The organism is Loktanella sp. S4079 (genome assembly GCF_000967725.1).
GTDB lineage: Bacteria > Pseudomonadota > Alphaproteobacteria > Rhodobacterales > Rhodobacteraceae > Yoonia.
This window is the reverse complement of record NZ_JXYE01000004.1, coordinates 47,026-67,244: the sequence shown is the minus strand read 5'-3', so window position 1 is coordinate 67,244 and position 20,219 is coordinate 47,026. Positions and strand designations below refer to the sequence as shown.

24 protein-coding genes are annotated in these 20,219 nt (G+C 54.8%); 17 read left to right on the top strand and 7 right to left on the bottom strand.

What is annotated here, in order from left to right; all coding sequences use genetic code 11:
* Positions 1-51: 51 nt before the first annotated feature.
* The 9 genes from TW80_RS12315 (at position 52) to TW80_RS12275 (ending at position 9,094) form a co-directional block, all read left to right on the top strand.
* The gene (locus TW80_RS12315; RefSeq protein WP_045997739.1) at positions 52-972 is read left to right on the top strand and encodes a LysR family transcriptional regulator; all 921 of its coding nucleotides are present in this window, start codon (positions 52-54) and stop codon (positions 970-972) included.
* A gap of 60 nt (positions 973-1,032) precedes the next feature.
* Positions 1,033-2,433: an allantoinase PuuE gene (gene puuE, locus TW80_RS12310; RefSeq protein ID WP_446720135.1), complete on the top strand. Its 1,401-nt coding sequence runs from the start codon at positions 1,033-1,035 to the stop codon at positions 2,431-2,433.
* Positions 2,430-2,909, top strand: a complete 480-nt coding sequence (locus TW80_RS12305) for an ureidoglycolate lyase (RefSeq protein WP_045997737.1) — start codon at positions 2,430-2,432, stop codon at positions 2,907-2,909. Before puuE ends, TW80_RS12305 begins: the two co-directional genes overlap by 4 nt.
* 58 nt (positions 2,910-2,967) lie before the next feature.
* On the top strand, positions 2,968-4,278 hold the full coding sequence (locus tag TW80_RS12300; RefSeq protein ID WP_045997736.1) for a uracil-xanthine permease family protein: 1,311 nt from the start codon (positions 2,968-2,970) through the stop codon (positions 4,276-4,278).
* A 160-nt stretch (positions 4,279-4,438) separates the two neighbouring features.
* Entirely contained in the window at positions 4,439-5,260 is an 822-nt protein-coding gene (phnC, locus tag TW80_RS12295) for a phosphonate ABC transporter ATP-binding protein (RefSeq protein WP_045997735.1), read from the top strand.
* Between the two features lie 57 nt (positions 5,261-5,317).
* Positions 5,318-6,226 carry a phosphonate ABC transporter substrate-binding protein gene (gene phnD, locus TW80_RS12290; protein WP_045997734.1) on the top strand — a complete coding sequence of 303 codons (909 nt, stop codon included), beginning with the start codon at positions 5,318-5,320 and terminating at the stop codon, positions 6,224-6,226.
* Positions 6,227-6,295: 69 nt separating this feature from the next.
* Positions 6,296-7,165, top strand: a complete 870-nt coding sequence (phnE, locus tag TW80_RS12285; RefSeq protein ID WP_045997733.1) for a phosphonate ABC transporter, permease protein PhnE — start codon at positions 6,296-6,298, stop codon at positions 7,163-7,165.
* Entirely contained in the window at positions 7,162-8,463 is a 1,302-nt protein-coding gene (gene phnE / locus TW80_RS12280; protein ID WP_045997732.1) for a phosphonate ABC transporter, permease protein PhnE, read from the top strand. The genes phnE (TW80_RS12285) and phnE (TW80_RS12280) overlap by 4 nt, the downstream gene beginning before the upstream one ends.
* Before the next feature lies 1 nt (position 8,464).
* Entirely contained in the window at positions 8,465-9,094 is a 630-nt protein-coding gene (locus tag TW80_RS12275) for a chloramphenicol acetyltransferase (RefSeq protein ID WP_045997731.1), read from the top strand.
* Between the two features lie 116 nt (positions 9,095-9,210).
* On the opposite strand, the gene TW80_RS12270 is transcribed toward TW80_RS12275, so the two are convergent.
* Both TW80_RS12270 and phnF read right to left on the bottom strand, forming a co-directional pair.
* Positions 9,211-10,401: an alpha-D-ribose 1-methylphosphonate 5-triphosphate diphosphatase gene (locus tag TW80_RS12270; protein WP_045997730.1), complete on the bottom strand. Its 1,191-nt coding sequence runs from the start codon at positions 10,399-10,401 to the stop codon at positions 9,211-9,213.
* Positions 10,402-10,471: 70 nt separating this feature from the next.
* Positions 10,472-11,182 (bottom strand): phosphonate metabolism transcriptional regulator PhnF, encoded by a 711-nt coding sequence (gene phnF, locus TW80_RS12265; protein WP_045997729.1) that lies wholly within the window; start codon positions 11,180-11,182, stop codon positions 10,472-10,474.
* A gap of 104 nt (positions 11,183-11,286) precedes the next feature.
* Between phnF and phnG the strand changes: the two genes are divergently transcribed.
* From phnG to TW80_RS12250, 3 genes are read left to right on the top strand one after another with little or no spacing between them, the layout of a single operon-like run.
* Complete coding sequence (gene phnG, locus TW80_RS12260) at positions 11,287-11,739, top strand: phosphonate C-P lyase system protein PhnG (RefSeq protein ID WP_045997728.1); 453 nt, start codon at positions 11,287-11,289, stop codon at positions 11,737-11,739.
* Positions 11,739-12,296, top strand: coding sequence for a phosphonate C-P lyase system protein PhnH (gene phnH / locus TW80_RS12255; RefSeq protein ID WP_045997727.1), 558 nt, complete (start codon positions 11,739-11,741; stop codon positions 12,294-12,296). The genes phnG and phnH overlap by 1 nt, the downstream gene beginning before the upstream one ends.
* On the top strand, positions 12,296-13,378 hold the full coding sequence (locus tag TW80_RS12250; RefSeq protein WP_045997726.1) for a carbon-phosphorus lyase complex subunit PhnI: 1,083 nt from the start codon (positions 12,296-12,298) through the stop codon (positions 13,376-13,378). Before phnH ends, TW80_RS12250 begins: the two co-directional genes overlap by 1 nt.
* Positions 13,379-13,380: 2 nt before the next feature.
* Here TW80_RS12250 and TW80_RS18130 read toward each other — a convergent pair whose 3' ends face one another.
* Positions 13,381-13,626: a hypothetical protein gene (locus TW80_RS18130; RefSeq protein WP_157033268.1), complete on the bottom strand. Its 246-nt coding sequence runs from the start codon at positions 13,624-13,626 to the stop codon at positions 13,381-13,383.
* Between the two features lie 44 nt (positions 13,627-13,670).
* On the opposite strand from TW80_RS18130, the gene TW80_RS12240 reads away from it, so the two are divergent.
* From TW80_RS12240 to phnN, 4 genes are read left to right on the top strand one after another with little or no spacing between them, the layout of a single operon-like run.
* On the top strand, positions 13,671-14,504 hold the full coding sequence (locus TW80_RS12240) for an alpha-D-ribose 1-methylphosphonate 5-phosphate C-P-lyase PhnJ (protein WP_045997724.1): 834 nt from the start codon (positions 13,671-13,673) through the stop codon (positions 14,502-14,504).
* The gene (gene phnK / locus TW80_RS12235) at positions 14,501-15,271 is read left to right on the top strand and encodes a phosphonate C-P lyase system protein PhnK (protein WP_045997723.1); all 771 of its coding nucleotides are present in this window, start codon (positions 14,501-14,503) and stop codon (positions 15,269-15,271) included. The genes TW80_RS12240 and phnK overlap by 4 nt, the downstream gene beginning before the upstream one ends.
* 34 nt (positions 15,272-15,305) lie before the next feature.
* Entirely contained in the window at positions 15,306-15,983 is a 678-nt protein-coding gene (gene phnL / locus TW80_RS12230) for a phosphonate C-P lyase system protein PhnL (protein ID WP_045997722.1), read from the top strand.
* A gap of 1 nt (position 15,984) precedes the next feature.
* Positions 15,985-16,527 carry a phosphonate metabolism protein/1,5-bisphosphokinase (PRPP-forming) PhnN gene (gene phnN, locus TW80_RS12225; RefSeq protein WP_045997721.1) on the top strand — a complete coding sequence of 181 codons (543 nt, stop codon included), beginning with the start codon at positions 15,985-15,987 and terminating at the stop codon, positions 16,525-16,527.
* On the opposite strand, the gene TW80_RS12220 is transcribed toward phnN, so the two are convergent.
* Positions 16,509-17,186 carry a DUF1045 domain-containing protein gene (locus TW80_RS12220; RefSeq protein ID WP_045997720.1) on the bottom strand — a complete coding sequence of 226 codons (678 nt, stop codon included), beginning with the start codon at positions 17,184-17,186 and terminating at the stop codon, positions 16,509-16,511. The genes phnN and TW80_RS12220 overlap by 19 nt on opposite strands.
* Positions 17,187-17,220: 34 nt before the next feature.
* Between TW80_RS12220 and TW80_RS12215 the strand changes: the two genes are divergently transcribed.
* Positions 17,221-18,366, top strand: coding sequence for an alpha-D-ribose 1-methylphosphonate 5-triphosphate diphosphatase (locus TW80_RS12215; RefSeq protein ID WP_045997719.1), 1,146 nt, complete (start codon positions 17,221-17,223; stop codon positions 18,364-18,366).
* A 54-nt stretch (positions 18,367-18,420) separates the two neighbouring features.
* On the opposite strand, the gene TW80_RS12210 is transcribed toward TW80_RS12215, so the two are convergent.
* The 3 genes from TW80_RS12210 to TW80_RS12200 all read right to left on the bottom strand — a co-directional run bounded on the left by TW80_RS12210 (position 18,421) and on the right by TW80_RS12200 (position 20,201).
* Complete coding sequence (locus tag TW80_RS12210) at positions 18,421-18,630, bottom strand: cold-shock protein (RefSeq protein ID WP_045997718.1); 210 nt, start codon at positions 18,628-18,630, stop codon at positions 18,421-18,423.
* Positions 18,631-18,870: 240 nt separating this feature from the next.
* A complete protein-coding gene (locus TW80_RS12205) occupies positions 18,871-19,077 on the bottom strand; it encodes a cold-shock protein (RefSeq protein ID WP_045997873.1) in 207 nt (68 codons plus the stop codon).
* Positions 19,078-19,484: 407 nt separating this feature from the next.
* Entirely contained in the window at positions 19,485-20,201 is a 717-nt protein-coding gene (locus tag TW80_RS12200; RefSeq protein WP_162197171.1) for a S1 family peptidase, read from the bottom strand.
* Positions 20,202-20,219 lie beyond the last annotated feature (18 nt).

Here is a 20,219-nt window from a genome sequence, read left to right as displayed (position 1 = left end):
GCTTTCTTGTATTCCCTGATACTGTCTAGCTCTATCAAAAATTGCAGAACAATGTCCTACCTTGAGAATATCCGAACTTTTGTGCGCGTCTACGAATTAGGCTCGATGTCTGCTGCAGGGCGCGATTTGCGGATTTCGCCTGCGGTGACCTCTGCCCGAATTTCACAGTTAGAGGACCACCTGTCGGTGCGCCTATTTCAACGCACAACCCGTAGTCTGACCCCGACGGCACAGGGCAAGGCGTTTTATGGCGGTGCGTGTAGCGTGCTGGATGCAGTATCCTACGCAGAGGCGCAGGTGATGGAGTTGACGGAAAACCCCAAGGGGCAGCTGCATGTCGCTGCACCTTTGGGGGTTGGGCGCCGTCTGATCGCGCCACATGTGCCCGCATTCACAACGGATTATCCGCTGATTGACGTGCGTTTGCGCATGACTGATCGCAATGTCGATCTGACCGCCGAAGGGCTGGATTTGGCATTTCACCTTGGCCAGCCTGCTGACAGCAATTTGCGCCAACGCAAAATTGCAGAGGTCACGCGGGTTCTGGTTGCGTCGCCAAACTATATCGCCAGCCGTGGCAGGCCCGCCGATGGAAAGGCATTGATCAAGGACAAGCATGAATGCCTCAACCTGCGCTTTCCCGGTGCGACAGAGTTTCAATGGCAGCTACAAACCGATAACGGTCCACAGCGTTTTCGTGTGCAGGGGCGGCTGGAAAGCGACGATGGCGATGTGCTGACCGATTGGGCGCTATCGGGGCAGGGGGTTGCGATGAAGCCACGATTTGAGGTGGCAGAACACATTGCGTCTGGCGCATTGGTCGTTGTCGCAGAGCGTACTCCCCCGATGCCCGTGCAAATGTCTTGCCTATACACGCATCGCAGGCATCAAGACCCTAAGACACGCCTATTCATGGAGTTTATGGTTGATCGGGTGGCAAATGCTATTCGGACAGCCGAAAGTCTTTCGTAAAAGTTTTGAAAAAATCCCGGATTATTTCGGTCTAGGCTAAGAATGAAATAGGAGACCCGCGTGCAAAGATATCCGCGTGACATGATCGGCTATGGTGCCGAACCCCCCGCAGCAAACTGGCCGAACGGGGCAAAGATCGCTGTCCAGATCGTTCTGAACTACGAAGAGGGCGGCGAAAACAATATCTTGCACGGTGATGCCTCGTCAGAGGCATTCTTGTCTGAAATCGTTGGTGCAGCGCAGTGGCCCGGTCAACGGCATTGGAACATGGAAAGCATCTATGAATACGGTTCTCGTGCCGGGTTCTGGCGGCTGCATCGGTTGATGAAGGATTTGCCGATCACCGTTTATGGCGTCGCAACGGCATTGGCGCGAAGCCCTGAACAGGTCGCTGCGATGAAGGAAGCAGGTTGGGAAATCGCCAGCCACGGTCTGAAATGGATCGAATATAAAGACGCGCCAGAAGATGTCGAACGCGCTGACATGGCCGAGGCTATTCGCCTACATACCGAGGTCGTCGGTGAACCGCCACGCGGTTGGTACACAGGGCGGTGTTCTGACAACACGGTGCGGCTCGCTGCCGAAACAGGCCAGTTTGCCTATGTGGCTGATACCTATGCGGATGATGTGCCATATTGGTCCGAGTTTGGCGAAGCCGACCAGTTGATCGTGCCATATACCTTGGATGCTAACGACATGCGCTTTGCCACGCCGCAGGGGTTCAATTCAGGGGCGCAGTTTTTTGATTATCTCAAATCCAGCTTTGATGCGCTTTATCGCGAAGGCGGGCGGATGTTGTCGATTGGATTGCACTGTCGTCTGATCGGTCGTCCGGGACGGGTCGAGGCGCTGCGCCAATTTATCGAATACGCCCAAAGCCACGCGGACGTCTGGTTCGCTACCCGCGAACAAATCGCCGATCACTGGGCGGCGACCCATCCGCATCAGCGCTTTGCACGACCATCACAGATGGATCGCGCCACATTTGTCGAAAACTATGGCAGCGTGTTCGAACATTCCCCTTGGATCGCAGAACGTGCGTTTGATCTGGAGCTGGGGCCAGCACATGACACGTCGGTTGGGCTGCATAATGCCTTGGCTCGCATGTTCCGATCGGCAAGCGAAGAAGAACGTCTTGGCGTGCTCAAGGCGCACCCTGATCTGGCGGGGAAACTGGCAGCTGCAAAGCAGCTCACGGCGGAAAGCACGGCAGAACAGGCAAGTGCCGGATTGGATGTGTTGTCTGACGACGAACGCGCCGAGTTCACCAAACTGAACGCCGACTATATGGCAAAGTTCGGATTTCCCTTCATTATCGCGGTGCGCGACCATGATAAGGCGTCGATTAGGATAGCAATGCAGGTGCGTGTATTGAATGACCGCGACACAGAATTCAAAGAATCCTGTCGTCAGGTCGAACGGATCGCATTACATCGGCTCAAGGATGTATTACCCCGATGACACGCGACATCCCCATTAAGCCCCTGACGGCAGACGCCTTTGCGCCATTTGGGGATGTGATCAATTGTGCAGGTGACCCCGACAAAATCATCAATGCGGGGTTGTGCGGTCGGTTTCACGACCGCGCGGGCATCGATTTAGGGGACGGTAAGCCGGGGATCAGCCTGTTTCGATCTGAACTGCGACATTTGCCATATCAATTGGACATGATTGAACGGCACCCGCTGGGGTCGCAGGCGTTTATCCCGATGAGCATGGATCCATTTCTGGTGATCGTCGCAGGTGACGATCTGATCCCGCAGGCATTTATCACAAAGCCCGGCGAGGCCATCAATTTTTACCGGGGAACCTGGCACGGGGTGCTGACGCCTTTGTCTGGACCGGGCCTATTTGCGGTGATCGACCGGATTGGCCCGGAAACCAATCTCGAAGAACATTATTTCGACACGCCTTACCGCGTGTTTCGCGAAAATTAGCTGGCATCAAGATCAGCATCTAACGCGGCATGACCGCAGCAATTGAACGGGGAAAAAGATGACTGAAACAACTTATTCAGACCCAAACGTGACGCCGCCACTTGGGCAGGCGATCCCGCTGGGTTTTCAACATGTCTTGGCGATGTTTGCGTCGAATGTGACGCCTTCGATTATTGTCGGTGGGGCGGCTGGCCTGGCCTTTGGGTCGGATGATCTGGTGTATCTTGTACAGATGGCGATGCTATTTGCGGGTGTCGCAACGCTTTTCCAAACGGTGGGTATTGGGCCGGTGGGCGCGCGATTGCCGATCATGCAAGGGACGAGCTTTGCCTTTGTCGGGGTGCTGGCCGGAGTGGCCGCAACCATGGGCATGGGTGTCGCGCTAACGGCTTGTATCATCGGGGGCGTCATTCACTTTTGCCTTGGCGCGGTGATCCAAAAACTACGTTGGTTGTTTCCACCGCTGGTGACGGGCCTCGTTATTCTATCCATCGGTTTGTACCTGATGCCAACAGCCATCAAATATGCGGCGGGTGGGGCTGCACAGTTTCAGATGGAGGCCGAGAGCTTTGGTTCGTTGAAACACTGGTCTGTCGCATTGACGGTGGTGATCGTGTCGCTTGCGCTAAAGTTCTTTACCAAAGGGCCGCTGTCTAATGCCGCGATCCTGCTTGGGCTTATCGCGGGCTATATATTGGCTGCCATCATGGGGATGGTGAATTTTGGTGCGGTCGGGAATGCGGCATGGTTTTCGATGATCAAACCGTTGCCCTATGGGTTTGAATTCAACCTCGGGGCAGTCATCGCCGTGACATTGGTTTGTGTGGTATCTGCGATTGAAACAGTTGGGGATGCATCCGCCACGGCCAAGGCTGGTGCAGGGCGTGAAGCGACTGACGCGGAAATCGCTGGTGCGACCTATGCCGACGGTCTGGGAACGGCTGTTGCAGGTGTCTTTGGCGGTTTGCCCAATACCTCGTTTAGCCAGAATGTTGGCATCGTTGGCATGACAGGGGTGATGTCGCGCCACGTCGTCACGATTGGTGGTCTAGTCCTGATCGTTTGTGGGTTGATCCCAAAAATCGGGGCCGTGATTGCATCGATGCCGCTGCCGGTTTTGGGCGGAGGTGTAATCGTGATGTTTGGCATGGTTGCCTCGGCTGGATTGAACGTCTTGTCCGAGGAAAAGCTAGACCGGCGCAACATGATCATCATCGCGGTATCGCTGACATTTGGGCTTGGGCTGAACCTTGTGCCGACGGCGGTGCAATACATGCCTGATATCCTGCGCGTCTTGGCGACGTCGGCAGTTGCGCCAACAGCGTTGATCGCGATTGTACTGAACTTGGTACTGCCCAAGGAAATGTAATCTGCCGCTAAATTGATCAACTAGGCCTCGCTCTGCGGGGCCTTTTCATTTTGGGGTGCCGTACCCACACGCTCTGTGCTTGCGTTACAAAACATTCACGTTTCCTTAATAAAACTGCAATTCCACGGATCCAAACAGCGTCAGACTTTGGAGACTGGCGATGTTGCAAATCGAAAACCTGACCAAGACCTTTGGCGCGAATACGGCGGTTGACGCTGCAAGTATTCATGTCGCGAAACCGGCAATGATCGGGATCATTGGACGGTCGGGCGCAGGTAAGTCGACCTTGCTGCGGATGTTGAATCGCCTGACCGATGCGACCTCTGGCGCGATCACGTTTGAGGGGCAGGACGTCACCACCCTGCGCGGCACGGCCAAGCGGAACTGGCAATCGCAATGCGCGATGATTTTTCAGCAATTTAATTTGGTGCCACGAATGGATGTGGTTTCCAATGTGCTGCATGGCACTTTGAACCGTCGCAACACATTGGCGACAATGTTCAATCTTTACCCGACCTCAGATATCCACCGGGCCATCGAAATCCTTGAACGGCTTGGTATCGCGGAGCATGCCCCAAAACGGGCAGAGGCCCTATCGGGCGGTCAGCAGCAGCGGGTCGCCATCGCCCGAGCACTGATGCAGGACCCCAAGATCATTCTTGCGGATGAACCGATTGCGTCACTTGATCCGATGAATGCCCAAGTCGTGATGCAGTCTTTACGCCAAATTCACGAAGAAGACGGGCGCATGGTGATCGCGAACCTGCATACGCTTGATACAGCGCGCCGCTATTGCGACCGGGTGATCGGTATGCGGGCAGGGCGCATCGTGTTTGACGGCACGCCTGCGCAGCTCACCACTGGTGTGGCACGCGACATTTACGGCGCAGATGAAACCTTCTCAGAGGCCGCGACTTCGACGGAAATTGAGACATTGAACGAAGAAGTCGCAAAGCTGGCGGATATCGCCGAAAGCGTCTGATCCATTGATTTAACCCCAAAGCCCCGGTGCTTGGGGCGCATTAAAGAGAGAAGACCAATGAAAAAACTGATTGCTGCTGCGCTTGCAACGACTGCACTGGCAGGTACAGCCAACGCCGAGGGACATGCGATCGAAGAATTCCGCATCGGCATTCTGGGTGGTGAAAACGCGCAGGATCGTTTGAATTCTTACGAATGCTTGCGTGCCTATACCGAAGAAGCATTGGGCGTCGAAACCAAGCTGTTTGCGCCGGCTGATTACAACGGTGTTATCCAAGGTTTGCTGGGCGGAACGCTCGATATGGCGTGGCTGGGTGCCTCTTCCTATGCGGCGATTTATATCCAAGATGAAACCGCCGTTGATCCGGTCTTGGTGAAAATCAACCTTGATGGATCCTATGGTTACCATTCCATTGGCTTTGCACGTGCAGACAGTGGCATCACATCGCTGGAAGACATGCAGGGCAAGGTTTTTGGCTTTGGTGATCCAAACTCGACCTCGGGCTATCTGATCCCATCTATTGAAATCCCACAAACCACGGGTGCTTCGATGGAGTCTGGTGATTACTTCGGCGAGGTGAAATTCACAGGTGGTCACGAACAGACCATTGTTGCGGTAAACAACGGCGATGTTGATGGCGGTGTGACTTGGGCCGACGGCCAAGGTGAGTGGGAAGACGGTTTCAACTCTGGTGCATTGCGCAAGGCGGTTGATGCAGGCTTGGTTGATATGAACGATCTAGTTGAAATCTGGCGCTCTGCGCCGATCCCAGAGGGCCCGATTGTCCTGCGCCGGGCGCTGCCTGATGACGTCAAAGCAACGATGACCGCGCTTGTTGATGGGCTTTATGATGCGGACCCGGACTGTAACTATGGCGTTGCGGCAGGCGAAAGCCTTGGTTTTGATCCGATCACCCATGACGCCTATGTTTCGATTGTCGCCGCACGCCGCGCAAAGTCGAACTAACGAAATTTGATGAAGTTCTGCAGGCCTCAACCACGTGTTGGGGCCTGTAATTTATCTTTGAGGGTGGTGATGGGCAATCAACACAGATCACAGATCGAAGCTGACTATATGGCGCAGGTGCGATCCAAACGCATGATGAATGGGATATTGCTCATTGTGTTTGTCGCGCTTTTTGTCGGGGGCTTTGCCACTGCGAATGATCGCAATGCAGGCGGGTTTTGGAACGGGCTACCGATGCTCTTTGATTTCCCCGCCGATGTCATTTCCGAGGCAATATCGCGTGCCCATCTCATTCCTGGCTACCTAGCAAAGTATCTTCCGTCTTTGATTGAAACAATCAACATTGCTGGCGCGGCGACATTGGTTGGGGCGATTGTCGGCTTGGTGTTTTCGCTCTTGGTGACACGTGGTTTGGCGCCAGCGCCTTGGCTTGTGGGGCCATTGCGGCGGGTGCTGGACGTTTTGCGCGCGGTGCCAGAAATCGTCATCGCTTTAGTGTTGATTTTTATTCTTGGCGGCGGGCCGGTGCCTGCAATGATCGCCATTGCCTTGCATACGGTCGGCGCCTTGGGGAAATTGTTTTCTGAGGTCAACGAAAACGCATCGCTCAAACCGGTTGAAGGGCTAGCATCTGTTGGGGCGAGCTGGACACAGCGTATGTGGCTGGGCGTCATCCCCCAAGTATCGCCAAATTACTTTAGCTACGCGTTATTGCGTTTTGAAATCAACATCCGTGCCTCTGCGATTTTGGGTTTCGTGGGTGCTGGTGGGATTGGCTACGATCTGCGCAACACCATGAGCTGGGGGCAGGGTAAATTTGATGAAGCGGCGGCGATCTTTTTGCTGCTCTTTCTAACAATTGTGATTGTGGATCAGCTGTCGAGCTATGTACGCGCGCATCTGACACACGGTCGCACTATGTCGGAGAAATTGGCATGAGCGTCATGACTCTGCAGACACGAACCGTCGCCCGATTTAGGCGCAAACGTATGATGTCTTTTGCATTCCCGGTCGTGATCTTGGCCTATCTGGCCTATATCGCGGTTGCCTTTGACATGGCGGGGCTCGCGGAAAGGGCAAGCCTCGAGAACGCGCGGACGTTGGTTTCTGATGCCTATAGCTACAAAATCCACGTGACCCGCGATAACCGCAATGGTGCCGTTGATATCGCCATCGAAGGAGAGCGCAAAGGCCGCTACCCTGACGGCGAAAGCCCCGATTGGGTCCAAATCGGCACCGAAACCATCGTTGATCTTGGCGAGGGGCATGTCGTGACCTTTGGGCCATCGCAGGTAAGCTATGCAGTGCCTGGATATGGTTTGATCGCCGCCACCCCCGGATCAGGCGGCGTGAACGCCCAATTTCCTGCCGGTGCGATACCGGATTGGATCAATGCCTCAAAAAACCGGGTTGCGATAACGACCGAGGCTGGGCGACTGACCATCACCCGCAACCGTTCAGAGGTGTTTCGCTATTTCACTGGGTGGGAGCTTTTCTTTTTCACGCTTGATAGCTCCTATCACGGTCTCGGGCTTGGCGGTGTTCTCAATAAGGCGATCCACGGTGAGGCCGGCGAAATCTGGTCGGATTTCTGGTCAAATAAGATGTGGCGACATGCAGATGTCGCTTGGGCGCTGTTTGAAACGATCCTCATGGCCTTCTTAGGTACCTTTGGGGCTGCGATGATTGCTTTGCCGCTTGGGTTTTTGGCCGCGCGCAATTTCACGCCGCTTCGTGGGATACGCTTTGCGGCGCGACGGCTGTTCGATTTCTTGCGTGGTGTCGATGGGTTGATCTGGACGATTGTGCTGTCTCGGGCTTTTGGTCCCGGTCCCTTAACCGGAGCGCTCGCGATCTTGATCACGGACACGGGGTCATTCGGCAAAATGTTCTCAGAGGCGCTTGAGAATGTCGATGACAAACAGATCGAAGGGATCGCTTCAACCGGGGCAAAGCCGCTTCAACGGTATCGGTTTGGTGTGATCCCGCAGATCACGCCCGTGCTGCTGAGCCAAATTCTGTACTATCTGGAATCGAACACGCGCTCTGCGACGATTATTGGTGCGATCACGGGCGGAGGTATAGGTTTGTTGCTAACCCAAGCCATCAATACGCAAAAGGACTGGGAAGAGGTGACCTATTACATCGTTTTGATTATCCTGATGGTCATGCTGATGGATAGTTTCTCTGGGTGGTTGCGGCGCAAGCTGATCAAGGGCGGCGAGGGTGGTCATTAACATGGCACGTCTGTCCGCAGAACAGCCGTTCATCCACCCAGATGTAGAAGTGACGGATTGCACCTTTGGCCGCTACACCGAAATCGGCAAGGGTAGCCGTTTATCGCATTCCGAAATCGGCGACTATTCCTACTGTGATCGGTATGCGGATATTGCCAATGCCCAAATCGGCAAATTCGCCAACATTGCAAGCTTTGTCCGCATTGGTGCAACCGATCACCCGATGGACAAGGCGAGCCTGCATCACTTTCACTATCGTTCGGCTGATTATTTTGATGACGCGACAGATGATGCTGATTGGTTTGCGCGCCGCCGCGCACGTCGGGCAGTCATCGGTCACGATACATGGATCGGGCACGGTGCCCAGATACGTCCCGAAGTCACATTGGGTCACGGCAGTATCGTCGCAGGCGGAGCGATCGTCACCAAAGATGTGCCACCCTACATGATCGTCGCAGGTATTCCTGCGACACCATTGCGCGCCCGGTTTTCGGATCAAATCGCTGAACAGCTACTCGCGCTTGCGTGGTGGGACTGGCCGCACGCGCAATTGCGATCTGCTCTATACGATTTTCGGGAAATGAAGGTGGAAGCCTTCATTGAGAAATACGCCTTGGGCGAATGTGAATGACATTTTGATCGGTGGTTGGTTACCGCGATACGCTGGTCACGTGGCCCAAACTAAACGCCATGGCCAAGAAACGCAGGCATTCAGATCGCGGCAATCAGGGTTTTCCGCCACGATCACTACTCCGCAGCAATGCGCATTTTGGGTGCGGATTGGCTTAACTTATGTGCCAGACCACCTGAAAGGTGGGACCAGCGACCGCCTGCCATCGTCCCTTCGATTTGGCGTGTGGATTGGTTGATAAAAGTCAGGTCCGCACGTTTGCCCTCGGCAATGGCGCCGCGGTCGCCCAACCCCATAATCCGCGCTGGGCGGGTCGATATCATACCCCACGCGCGCGCCAGATCAACGGCACCCTCATCCGCAAGGTGAAATGCTGCCCGCGAAAGGGTTGCGTAGCTATAGTCAGAAACCAAGGCATCACAAAGCCCCTCGCGGATCAGCGCGATAGCTGCGATACCGCCAGCTTGCGAACCGCCACGCACCACGTTTGGCGCGCCCATTAGCACCGGATCGGCCCAAGTCTTGGCCAGAGCAGCGGCGCTGCGGCTGGTTGGAAACTCGCATATCTTGGCTCCGATCATTGAATAATATTCACGTGTTCTGCCATCGGGGTCGTCATGACTGCCATAACGCACAGCGAGCTGGTCAAACGCGGCGGCCAAATTGCACAGGTAGCGCGGGACTTGGGAGTTCAAGTCGCGTGTTGCCTCGACGAGGGCGAGGTGCTCTTGTGCGCTACGTCCGGATTGCGCGGCCCAAGCAGCAAAGCGGTCAGGCGCATTCTTGGCGAGCTCTACCGCTTCGTCCAGGTGATTGTTGAATATCACGTAATCAATACCAAAGGTTTCGATCGCGTCGCGCAGTCGGTCCTGCGTATCAACCGTGTGTGTTTCACAACGGATCTGAATGCGTAGATCCGTCAGCATTTGCGCTTTATACGCGGCATGCGCCTGCAAGAAGTCCTCGGCAAATGTAGGGCCGCGCCGACCACCTTCCCAAGACCAGCTTTGCGCCATCCATGCGGTCGTGACCCCGTTGGCGGCCGCGTCGCGGTCGGTACCACCCAGCCCAAAATGGGCAGGCATCGGGGCCGTTGGGCGCGGGGCAAGGTGCCGTTCAAAGGCATCGCCGTGCAAATCAATGATGCCGGGGAAAATGTAGTAACCGCCAAGGTCAATACTGCGTCCCCCGCCGTCTACTTCGTCTCGGATAAAGCCATCACGCACCACAATCGACCCGGTCGAAATGTGCTGATCTCTTAGAATATCTGCGCCGTGGAACGTCAGGAACGGAACTAGGGGTATCATTGCGCTACTCGCCTGAGGGTTGTTTCAAGCTTTATCGCGCACTCATGTATCGCCCGTGTGACATTTTGATTTAGGAATTGTTAACAGTGAGCGTTACCCGATCCCCAGCAAACCAAGTATGCCCGATTTCAATCGGTTTGTTATCAGGGTCAACGTTAATGCCAATTGATCGCAAAATCGGATCCCCTTCGCGAATGCGCAAATGCAAGGCCTGCGTTGCATTCGCTAATTTCGCCGTCAGTCGCGTTGATTGCCGCGTGTAGTCGTCGATCCCGTGACGAGCAAAGCTGGCTGTAACAGAGCGCGTTTCGCTGACGTCATTCAGCATGCTGGGAAAGCGATCAGCGGGAAACACGCTTTGAAAGAGAGCGATTGGTTGCTCATCCGCGAGTGATAGGCCCTGATAGACGTGAACGACGGAACCGGGTGAAAGCATGAGCGATTCTGCCTCACGTTGATCCGCAGCCCGTGTTTCAAGCGATAGAATTTCTTTGGCTGGTGACCGCCCTGCTGCTGTCAGGTTTTGATGAAATCGTACGCGCCGTCCGATGGGATAGTCGGTCGGTGTTTGGGCGACGAAAACACCAGCCCCTCGTCGCGCGTGCACCAGCCCTTCGTCCGCCATCGCGGCGAGGGCGCGTCGTACTGTGTGCCTGTTCACACCAAAGCGGGCAGAGAGCTCTGCCTCGGTCGGCAGTTTATCTCCGGGGGCATATCGGGCTTCGGCGATGTCGTGGGTTAGTGCGCTGCTGATTGCAGTCCAAATTGCGGTGCGGGCCATGGTGTCACGAAAACTTCACATCATTGGGGATTGCCAGTCGCGGACGACTAAGTCAATATTTGTCTAGTTGTATATTAATTTAGACAATTACGCAAGGTGTCTAGATGGAAGAAATCAGTCCCGATGTTGCCGCGCGCAAAGCATGGCTTGGCCTGTTGGCGAAATGTGATGCCGAGCAATTACAAGAGCTGTGGTGTTCAGTAGACGAACCAGAACATAGCATGCTTCGCGCCCCGGAAATTGGTGGCGTTATGGTGCGCGGACGGGCAGGGGCCGTCGGGGCCGCATTTAACCTAGGCGAAATGACGGTCACACGTTGTTCGGTGAAACTTGCCGATGGCACGATTGGGCATGCCTATGTGCAGGGGCGCGACAAGGCAAAGGCGCAGACCGCAGCAATGATTGATGCGCTGATGCAGACGGGGCAGGCCGCCGCAATTCGGGCGCAGATACTTACACCTCTGCAGCAAACATATGACGCAGCCAAAGCCACACGCGCCGCCAGGGCCGCCGCGACGAAGGTGGATTTTTTTACCATGGTCCGAGGGGAAGATTGATGCAGGTCTCTGTTCTTGAGGGTGGATTTGCGGACGCGCCGGTGCAGTCTGCACGGGCGTTTCGCGAAATCATGACGGCCATGGCGCAGCCGGGGCGCATTAATACCGTCGATGGTGCCCATGCGCCGGGTATTTCTGTTGCATCTAGTGTCGCGTTGCTTACGCTGTGTGATCCTGACACGCCACTGTATCTTGCGCCCTCGCTTGACACTGCGGATCTCCGCAATTGGATCGCGTTTCACACCGCTGCGCCTTTGGTCACTCCTGACAAAGCTAGCTTTGCGCTTGGGGCTTGGTCAGAACTGTTGGGGCAGGATTTTCCGATAGGCATCCCAGAATACCCAGATCGCTCAGCGACGCTGATCGTTGAAATGCCAGCGCTGTCTGCAACAGGTGCGACCCTACGCGGACCGGGCATTAAAGATATGGCAAGGCTATCTTTGCCAGACGCTGATGCAATGCGGGACAACACCAGACTTTTCCCCTTGGGCATGGACTTTATCCTAACCTGTGGCAGCCAACTGGCGGCAATGCCCCGCACAACAAGGATCGACTGATGTATGTTGCTGTAAAGGGCGGCGAAAAAGCCATCGATAACGCCCACGCGTGGCTGGCCGAAGAAAGACGTGGTGATCCGACTGTCACCGAACTTTCGGTAGCGCAAATTCGCGAACAAATGACGCTGGCGGTGAACCGTGTCATGGCCGAAGGGTCGCTGTATGATCCCGATCTTGCGGCGCTTGCGATCAAACAATCGCGTGGTGATCTGATCGAAGCGATATTCTTGATCCGCGCCTATCGGACGACGCTGCCGCGGTTTGGCGGATCGCATCCGGTCAACACGGATGAAATGGCCTGTGACCGTCGGGTTTCGGCAACGTTCAAGGATGCGCCGGGCGGGCAGGTGCTTGGGCCGACGTTTGATTACACCCACCGACTGCTCGATTTTAAACTGGCCGCTGACGGAGAGGTGGCTGAGGCCCCACAGTCACCCGCGCCCGATACTGCCACGCCTCATATCATGTCATTTCTGGACCGCGAAAGTTTGATCCAAGAAGAGGCCACCGGCCTTGAAACGCCTGACGATCTGACCCGCACCCCGTTAGAATTACCCGCCAGTCGCGCGCTTCGCCTTCAGGCACTGACACGCGGCGACGAAGGCTTTGTTCTGGGCATGGCCTATTCAACCCAGCGCGGTTATGCGCGCAATCACGCCTTTGTGGCCGAGCTGCGGATTGGTGCGGTCGCTGTCGAAATGGATATCCCCGAACTCGGCTTTGCCATTGAAATTGGCGAAATTACCCTGACGGAATGCGAAACGGTGAACCAATTCAAAGGTTCAAAAACCGAACCCCCGCAGTTCACACGCGGCTATGGGTTAGTCTTTGGGATGACCGAACGCAAAGCTATTTCCATGGCGCTCGTTGATCGGGCACTGCGTTGGCAAGAACTAGGCGAAGACAACATGGGCGCCCCCGCGCAGGACGAAGAATTCGTGCTGTACCACTGCGACAATATCCAAGCGACCGGGTTCCTAGAGCATATCAAGCTGCCCCACTACGTCGATTTCCAATCCGAACTGGAACTCATCCGCAAACTTCGTCGCGAAGCGATGCAAATGCAGGAGGCTGCGGAATGAAGTTAACTATCACGACCACGATCATCGCCGTATCCGCCGCCGTGGTAGCCGCCATTCTTGCCGCTATCATCAGGAAACTTGTTGCTCGTTCCGGGTTTGCGGACATGCGAAAAAAAGAAGCAGATCGCGATAAGCAGGCCAATGCAAACATATATCGTGAGTTCAAGATGTGCGTTCATCTGTTCACAGATAAACTTGGCGGCCGCAGTTCCAGTTTCACAGTCGAACAAAGTGGTTGGTGTAGCCATGAAGAGCGCCCTCGGCTTCAGTTGATCAATGAGATGGTATGAAAATGTCAGATTATAATTTTGCATATCTCGACGAACAAACCAAGCGGATGATCCGGCGTGCAATCCTGAAAGGGCTGGCGATTCCCGGTTATCAAGTGCCCTTTGCCAGCCGCGAAATGCCGATGCCTTATGGGTGGGGCACGGGCGGTGTGCAGGTGTCTGCTGCGGTGATGGTGCCCGAAGATACGCTTAAGGTTATCGATCAGGGTGCGGATGACACGACCAACGCCGTGTCGATCCGGCGGTTTTTCGAAAAAACCGCTGGCGTGGCCGTGACGGAACATACCGATCAGGCAAATGTCATTCAGACCCGTCACCGCATTCCGGAACAAGACCTGACCGAGGGGCAAATCCTAGTCTACCAAGTGCCGATCCCCGAACCATTGCGTTTCTTGGAACCGTCAGAGGTTGAGACGCGTAAAATGCATAGCCTTGAGGAATACGGGCTCATGCATGTGAAGCTCTACGAGGACATCGCGCAACATGGTGCGATTGCAACGGCCTATGCCTATCCGGTGCGCGTCGAGGGGCGCTATGTCATGGACCCATCCCCCATCCCAAAATTCGATAACCCCAAACTCACGATGGCGGGCATTCAGCTATTTGGTGCAGGTCGCGAACAGCGCATTTATGCGCTGCCGCCCTACACAGATGTCGTCAGCCTCGACTTCGAAGACTTTCCGTTTGAAGCAAGCAAAGCCGATCATGCGTGCGGTCTTTGTGGCGCGATAGATAGCTACCTTGATGAGCTGATTGTCGATGATCAGGGCGCGCGAATGTTCATGTGCTCGGACACCGATTACTGCGCAGGCCGCCAAGAGGAGACCGCCGCATGACACCGTTATTAAGCGTTGAAGGAGTTAGCAAATTTTATGGGTCGCGCATCGGTTGCAAGGATGTCTCATTCGATCTGTTTCCGGGCGAGGTTATGGGGATCGTCGGTGAAAGCGGGTCGGGAAAATCGACGTTGTTGAATTGTTTGGCCGGGCATCTCGTGCCCGATCAAGGGACGGTTGGTTTTGATACGCGCACCGATGGTTTGCGCGATACTGTGACGATGTCCGAACCTGAACGACGGATGTTGTCGCGGACGGACTGGGCCTTTGTGCATCAACACGCGCGTGATGGTTTGCGGATGAACGTCAGCGCAGGCGGCAATGTTGGCGAACGGCTGATGGCTGTCGGGGCACGGCACTATGGCGATATTCGTGCGCAAGCGACAGATTGGCTGGGCCGTGTTGAAATCAGTGCGGACCGGATTGACGACCGCCCCAGCGCCTTTTCTGGTGGGATGCAGCAACGTTTGCAAATCGCACGCAATCTGGTGACTGGTCCGCGGCTTGTGTTCATGGATGAACCCACAGGCGGTTTGGATGTCTCGGTCCAAGCCCGTCTATTGGATCTACTGCGCGGGTTGGTACGCGAAATGGGCCTGAGCGCGATTATCGTCACCCATGATTTGGCTGTTGTTCGGCTTTTGGCGGATCGTTTGATGGTGATGAAGGACGGGCATGTCGTGGAAACGGGTCTGACCGATCAAGTGCTGGATGATCCGCAGCATGGGTACACCCAACTACTGGTGTCTTCGGTCTTGCAGGTTTGAAAATGAGTATTTGGAACAAAGCGAGGGCAGGATCATGATCCACGTCGAGAACGCCGCGAAGTCGTTTACGCTCTTTAATCAGGGGGCTGCTGTCATTCCTGTGATGCGTGGTGCTCAGCTAAACGTGGCGCGGGGTGAATGCGTTGCCTTGGTTGGGCAATCGGGGGCGGGTAAATCAACGCTCATGCGCATGCTATATGGGAACTACCTCGCCTCGGCAGGCAAGATTGAGATTGGTGGTCTAGATGTCGTTCAGGCGGCGCCACGCGAGATTTTGGATCTGCGGCGCAAGACGCTGGGTTATGTCAGTCAATTCTTGCGCGTTGTGCCACGTGTCCCGACCTGCGAAGTCGTTGCCGAGCCTTTGTTGTTAAATGGCGTGGATCGCGGTGCGGCGATCCACAAGGCAGAGGAGTTGTTGGCAAAACTGCATATTCCAGAGCATTTGTGGGCATTGAGTCCGACGACATTTTCAGGAGGAGAGCAGCAGCGTGTCAATATTGCACGTGGTTTTGCCTATGATTTTCCAGCGCTGTTACTAGATGAGCCGACTGCGAGCCTTGATCAGAAAAATCGCGATGTTGTTTTGGATATGATCATGGCTGCCAAGGCGCGCGGTGCGGCGATTATCGGGATTTTCCATGATGAGGTCGCCCGCGTGCGGGTCTGTGATCGCGAGGTTGATGTGACGCACTTTGCGGTGAGGCAATAGGATGGCGGGTCGGTTTATTGCGGTGGTCGGCCCCTCAGGGGTGGGCAAGGATACGGTGATGGAGGCGATGGCCGCGCGTGATAGGCGTATCAAGTTGGCCAAGCGCGTGATCACCCGTCCAGAAGACGCAGGTGGTGAGGATTTCAATGGCGTGACCCGCGCAGAATTTGCGGCGATGCGTGAAGGCGGAGCATTCGTTCTATCGTGGGAGGCCCATGGTTTAGCGTATGGCATCCCGCGCGCGGTCATTCAGGATATGAGCGACGGCAAGGATGTGTTGGCCAATTTGTCGCGTGCACAGCTGTCGGTCACACAATCCCTGTTTCCGCGACTCGAAGTTCTGTCATTGACGGCAACCGAAGAGGTGTTGTGCGCACGTTTGATCGCCCGCGGCCGAGAGCCACGCGCACAGGTGCAGGCACGTCTGGACAGGGTGTCTTGCCCAATCCCAGAGGGGATCAAGAAACATGTGATCGACAATAGTGGTGCGCTTGACGCTGCGGTTTCAGCGGCTTTGGCCGCGCTTTACCCTGAGAGGTCGTAGCGATGGATTTCGTGAAACATTCCATTTCTTGCCTCGCCCATCAGAGTGATTTGATTGATGGGAAACGGGCGTGGGATCAGGGGCAGCAAATGCGGTGCCAAAGCATCGGTGACTTCGGCGCCAATGGCAGGGTCAATGCGCCCCGAAAGCGTCAGGTGAAAATGAAAATCTTTGGCCACATATGGGTAGCCCCATTGCGTCAGGTTTTCCTCTTGGCGTTCGGTCAGATTGGCCTGTCGTCGGCGGGCAAGTTCGGAGGGCGCAGCGGGCGCGCGAAACTGATCGAGCGTTTCGACGATATGCTGTGCAGTGCGGTTCAGCATCGTGACGTTCCCGCGTGGCCGCAGCGCAAGGAAACCGCGATGATGTTTCAACGCAAGCCCATCAAGGCGAAAGGCGGGCAGGGCCGCAGCCATTTGCGTGCATGCGGCCTGAAGAGAGGTTTGATTGGTCCCCGTGGCGAGCCGAAAGGGCGCCTTGAGGGTGCCGTGAATCCCGTATTTGCGCGGGGTTTCAGTCAGTTGGGCGATATCAATATCCGCAATTTGCGGGTGATTGCATTCGGTCCCAGCCCGACTGTCCCAGCCCAGCCAGGATGCGCAGAAATCGGCGAATGCGCCGGGGGGTGGGGTGTAGAAAATTGCGTAACGTTCGAACATAAATTAGTCTTTGCCAAGGTCGCGTGACAAATCCATGACAGAAGAAACTATTCTCGCCAATGCCCGCATCATTCTTGCGGATGAAGTCATTACCGGCAGTCTGCACCTGCGTGCAGACCAAATCGTGGATATTGATACAGGCGCCGCTGTGCCGCGGGGGGCTGTGGACTGCCGCGGTGATTTTGTTGCGCCGGGTATGATTGAGCTCCACACCGACAATCTTGAACGGCATTTGCGCCCACGCCCCAAGGTTAACTGGCCGCACCGCGCTGCCATTGTCGCCCACGATCGAGAATTGGCTGGCGCAGGGATCACCACCGTTTTTGATGCCATTCGGGTCGGCTCCATCGTGTCTGATAATAGTAAACGCTATGGTAAGTACGCACGGCAAATTGCCGATGAGATATTGCAGATGCGCGCAGCTGGGGCGCTGAGTATCAGTCACCATTTACACCTGCGCGCCGAAGTGTGTTCTGAGACCTTGATCGAAGAACTTGCGGAATTCGGTGCCTCTGATCGAATCGGTATTGTGTCATTGATGGATCACACGCCCGGGCAAAGACAGTTTTCGGATCTAAAGAAATACGAGGACTATGTTTGCGGGAAACATGGTTTGGATCGGGCGGCATTTCCTGAGTATGTCGCCTTCTTGTCTGGGCTTCAGGCGCAGCTTGGGCATAAACATGAACAGGCAACTGTTGCTGCGGCCAAACGATTTGGTGCAAAGCTGGCGAGCCACGACGATACAACAAGTGCGCAGGTGACGGCTAGTCACGCGCATGGTGTGACTTTGGCAGAGTTCCCAACGACGATCGAGGCGGCAAATGCATGCCATGATGTAGGAATAGCAACCATCATGGGGTCCCCAAATTTGGTCAGAGGTGGGTCGCATTCGGGGAATGTTGCAGCCAGTGAGTTGGCGCAACTTGACCGCTTGCGGATCTTGTCCTCGGACTATGTGCCGGCCTCTTTGCTAATGGGTGCGGTGTGCCTTGCCGATATATGGGGGGACTGGGCCAAGGCGATGGCGACGGTCACACACGAACCTGCCGCGCAGGTCGGGCTAAATGATCGCGGTCAGATTGCCATTGGCAAACGCGCGGATCTAATACGGTTTGGCGTTGCCGCCGATCAGCCGCTTATTCGATCGGTTTGGGTGGCGGGTGCGCGGGTATCATAGCCAACAGAAAAGGGCGCCCCAGCAGAGCGCCCTTAAATTCATAATAAATACTGATTAATCAGCGACGGTCAGGTTAATGGCGCTTTCGCGCCCATCACGTCCTGCTGCGATCTCAAAGTTAACCTTTTGATCGTCCCGCAGGCCCGTGAGACCAGATCGCTCAACAGCAGAGATATGGACGAAAACGTCCTTTGTTCCGCCATCAGGAGCAATGAAGCCGTAGCCTTTAGTTGTGTTGAACCATTTGACAGTGCCTGAAGCCATGTCCTTGTCTTCCTTCAATATCGTCCGCTCGCGGAAATGCAGCGGTGTGGCTCGGTCAAACTTAGATCGAGTGACTGGGCCGAAAGAGGAGACAGTGGTCGATAATTTAACGTCGCGACTCAACCATGGCAGAGTCCGCAACAAAATCAACAATTTTGAGGGATTGTCGGTGAAGAGCTGTTAATTTCGCGTAAAGATTGCGACGCATATGAATTAATGCGCCGCAATTTCATGAGGCGATTACAGTGCTTGCAGATTAACCGCAGATTCGCGACCGTCGCGGCCTGCTTCGATGTCGAAGCTTACCTTTTGATCGTCGCGCAGGCCTGTCATGCCAGAACGCTCAACAGCGGAGATGTGTACAAATACGTCTTTTGCGCCGCCATCAGGTGCGATAAAGCCGTAGCCTTTGGTTGTGTTGAACCATTTCACGGTGCCAGTAGCCATCGTGTTTTCCTTTATAATCAATGCCATCCACGAAATTGCGATGGCCCGGCTTAGTCAGTGCAATATCGAATGACTGTAGCCGATTGGGAAAACAGTAGGTCGAGTTGGATAACGTCTGCTCAACTTGTGTGGGACTTAACCGATCATAAAGCAAGTAAAATCGACGTGTCGGCGTCGTGTCTGCCTAGGGGGTAATCATGATGAAAGCTAATGTAGTAGATCCAATGCTCCGTTAGTTCAGTGGTTCAAAGCGTAGATTAGACTGAACTATCCTTTGCGCTGTACTATAAGGTGCTCCCGACGGGGCACACGCTAGATCGCGATCTGAACTCCAATGAAGATTGGGAAAAAATTGTGTTGTGAGTGGAAGAGTGAGACGCAAAACTATTACCGGAGGATAGATGGCATCAGGGGCAGCTCTTGGTTAACAGGGTTTTCACGGCTTCGACGGCCTTTCCAATCGGGATGGCGACAGTGAAACCGCTATTAGGCTTCAAGTTGCTGGTTGTTGCCTCGCCGCCTAGAGGTCGATCATAGAAGTACTCACTGACCATCGCGACTACGTGTACATCGGTAGTGCGTGTATTACGATTTTTTGATGTAGCGAATACAGGCCCACCGCTGAAACCTTTGTTGTTGTGAACGTCCAAAAAATACTGAGGGTGTTTCGTTCTGCTAGCAGCGCCCTCAAACGAACGTTCTAACATCCCGGAAAAAATGCCTCCCTTTATGAGCGGCATTGGTTTGTTCCCGAACAAAGTTTCGTGCCTTGGTTCTAGTCCAAGCGGAAAACCTGCGATGACGACCTCTTGTCCGAGCAGTAGTTGACCTGTTTCTGGCACAATTGGAGAGGACATTTCCCAGGGGTAAAACGGATTCCCCAGCTTTATGACTGAAATGTCAGTTTCGTCGGTTCCGTGTTCTATATCGACGGCCTCTGAATACACGTCGTTTTCAAACGTCAAGCATAGGATGTTATCACCGGGCTGGGTGGCGCAAGCCAAGTGCTTTGCTGTAACCAAAAAGTTCTGGCGCTCGTACCGCATAAAGAAAGCAGTGCCCTTACCTTTAGCGGTTTCGATCTTAATCACGTGGTTTAAAATGGCAGAGGTGAGAGGAACCATCAGAAATAACCTTGTTGG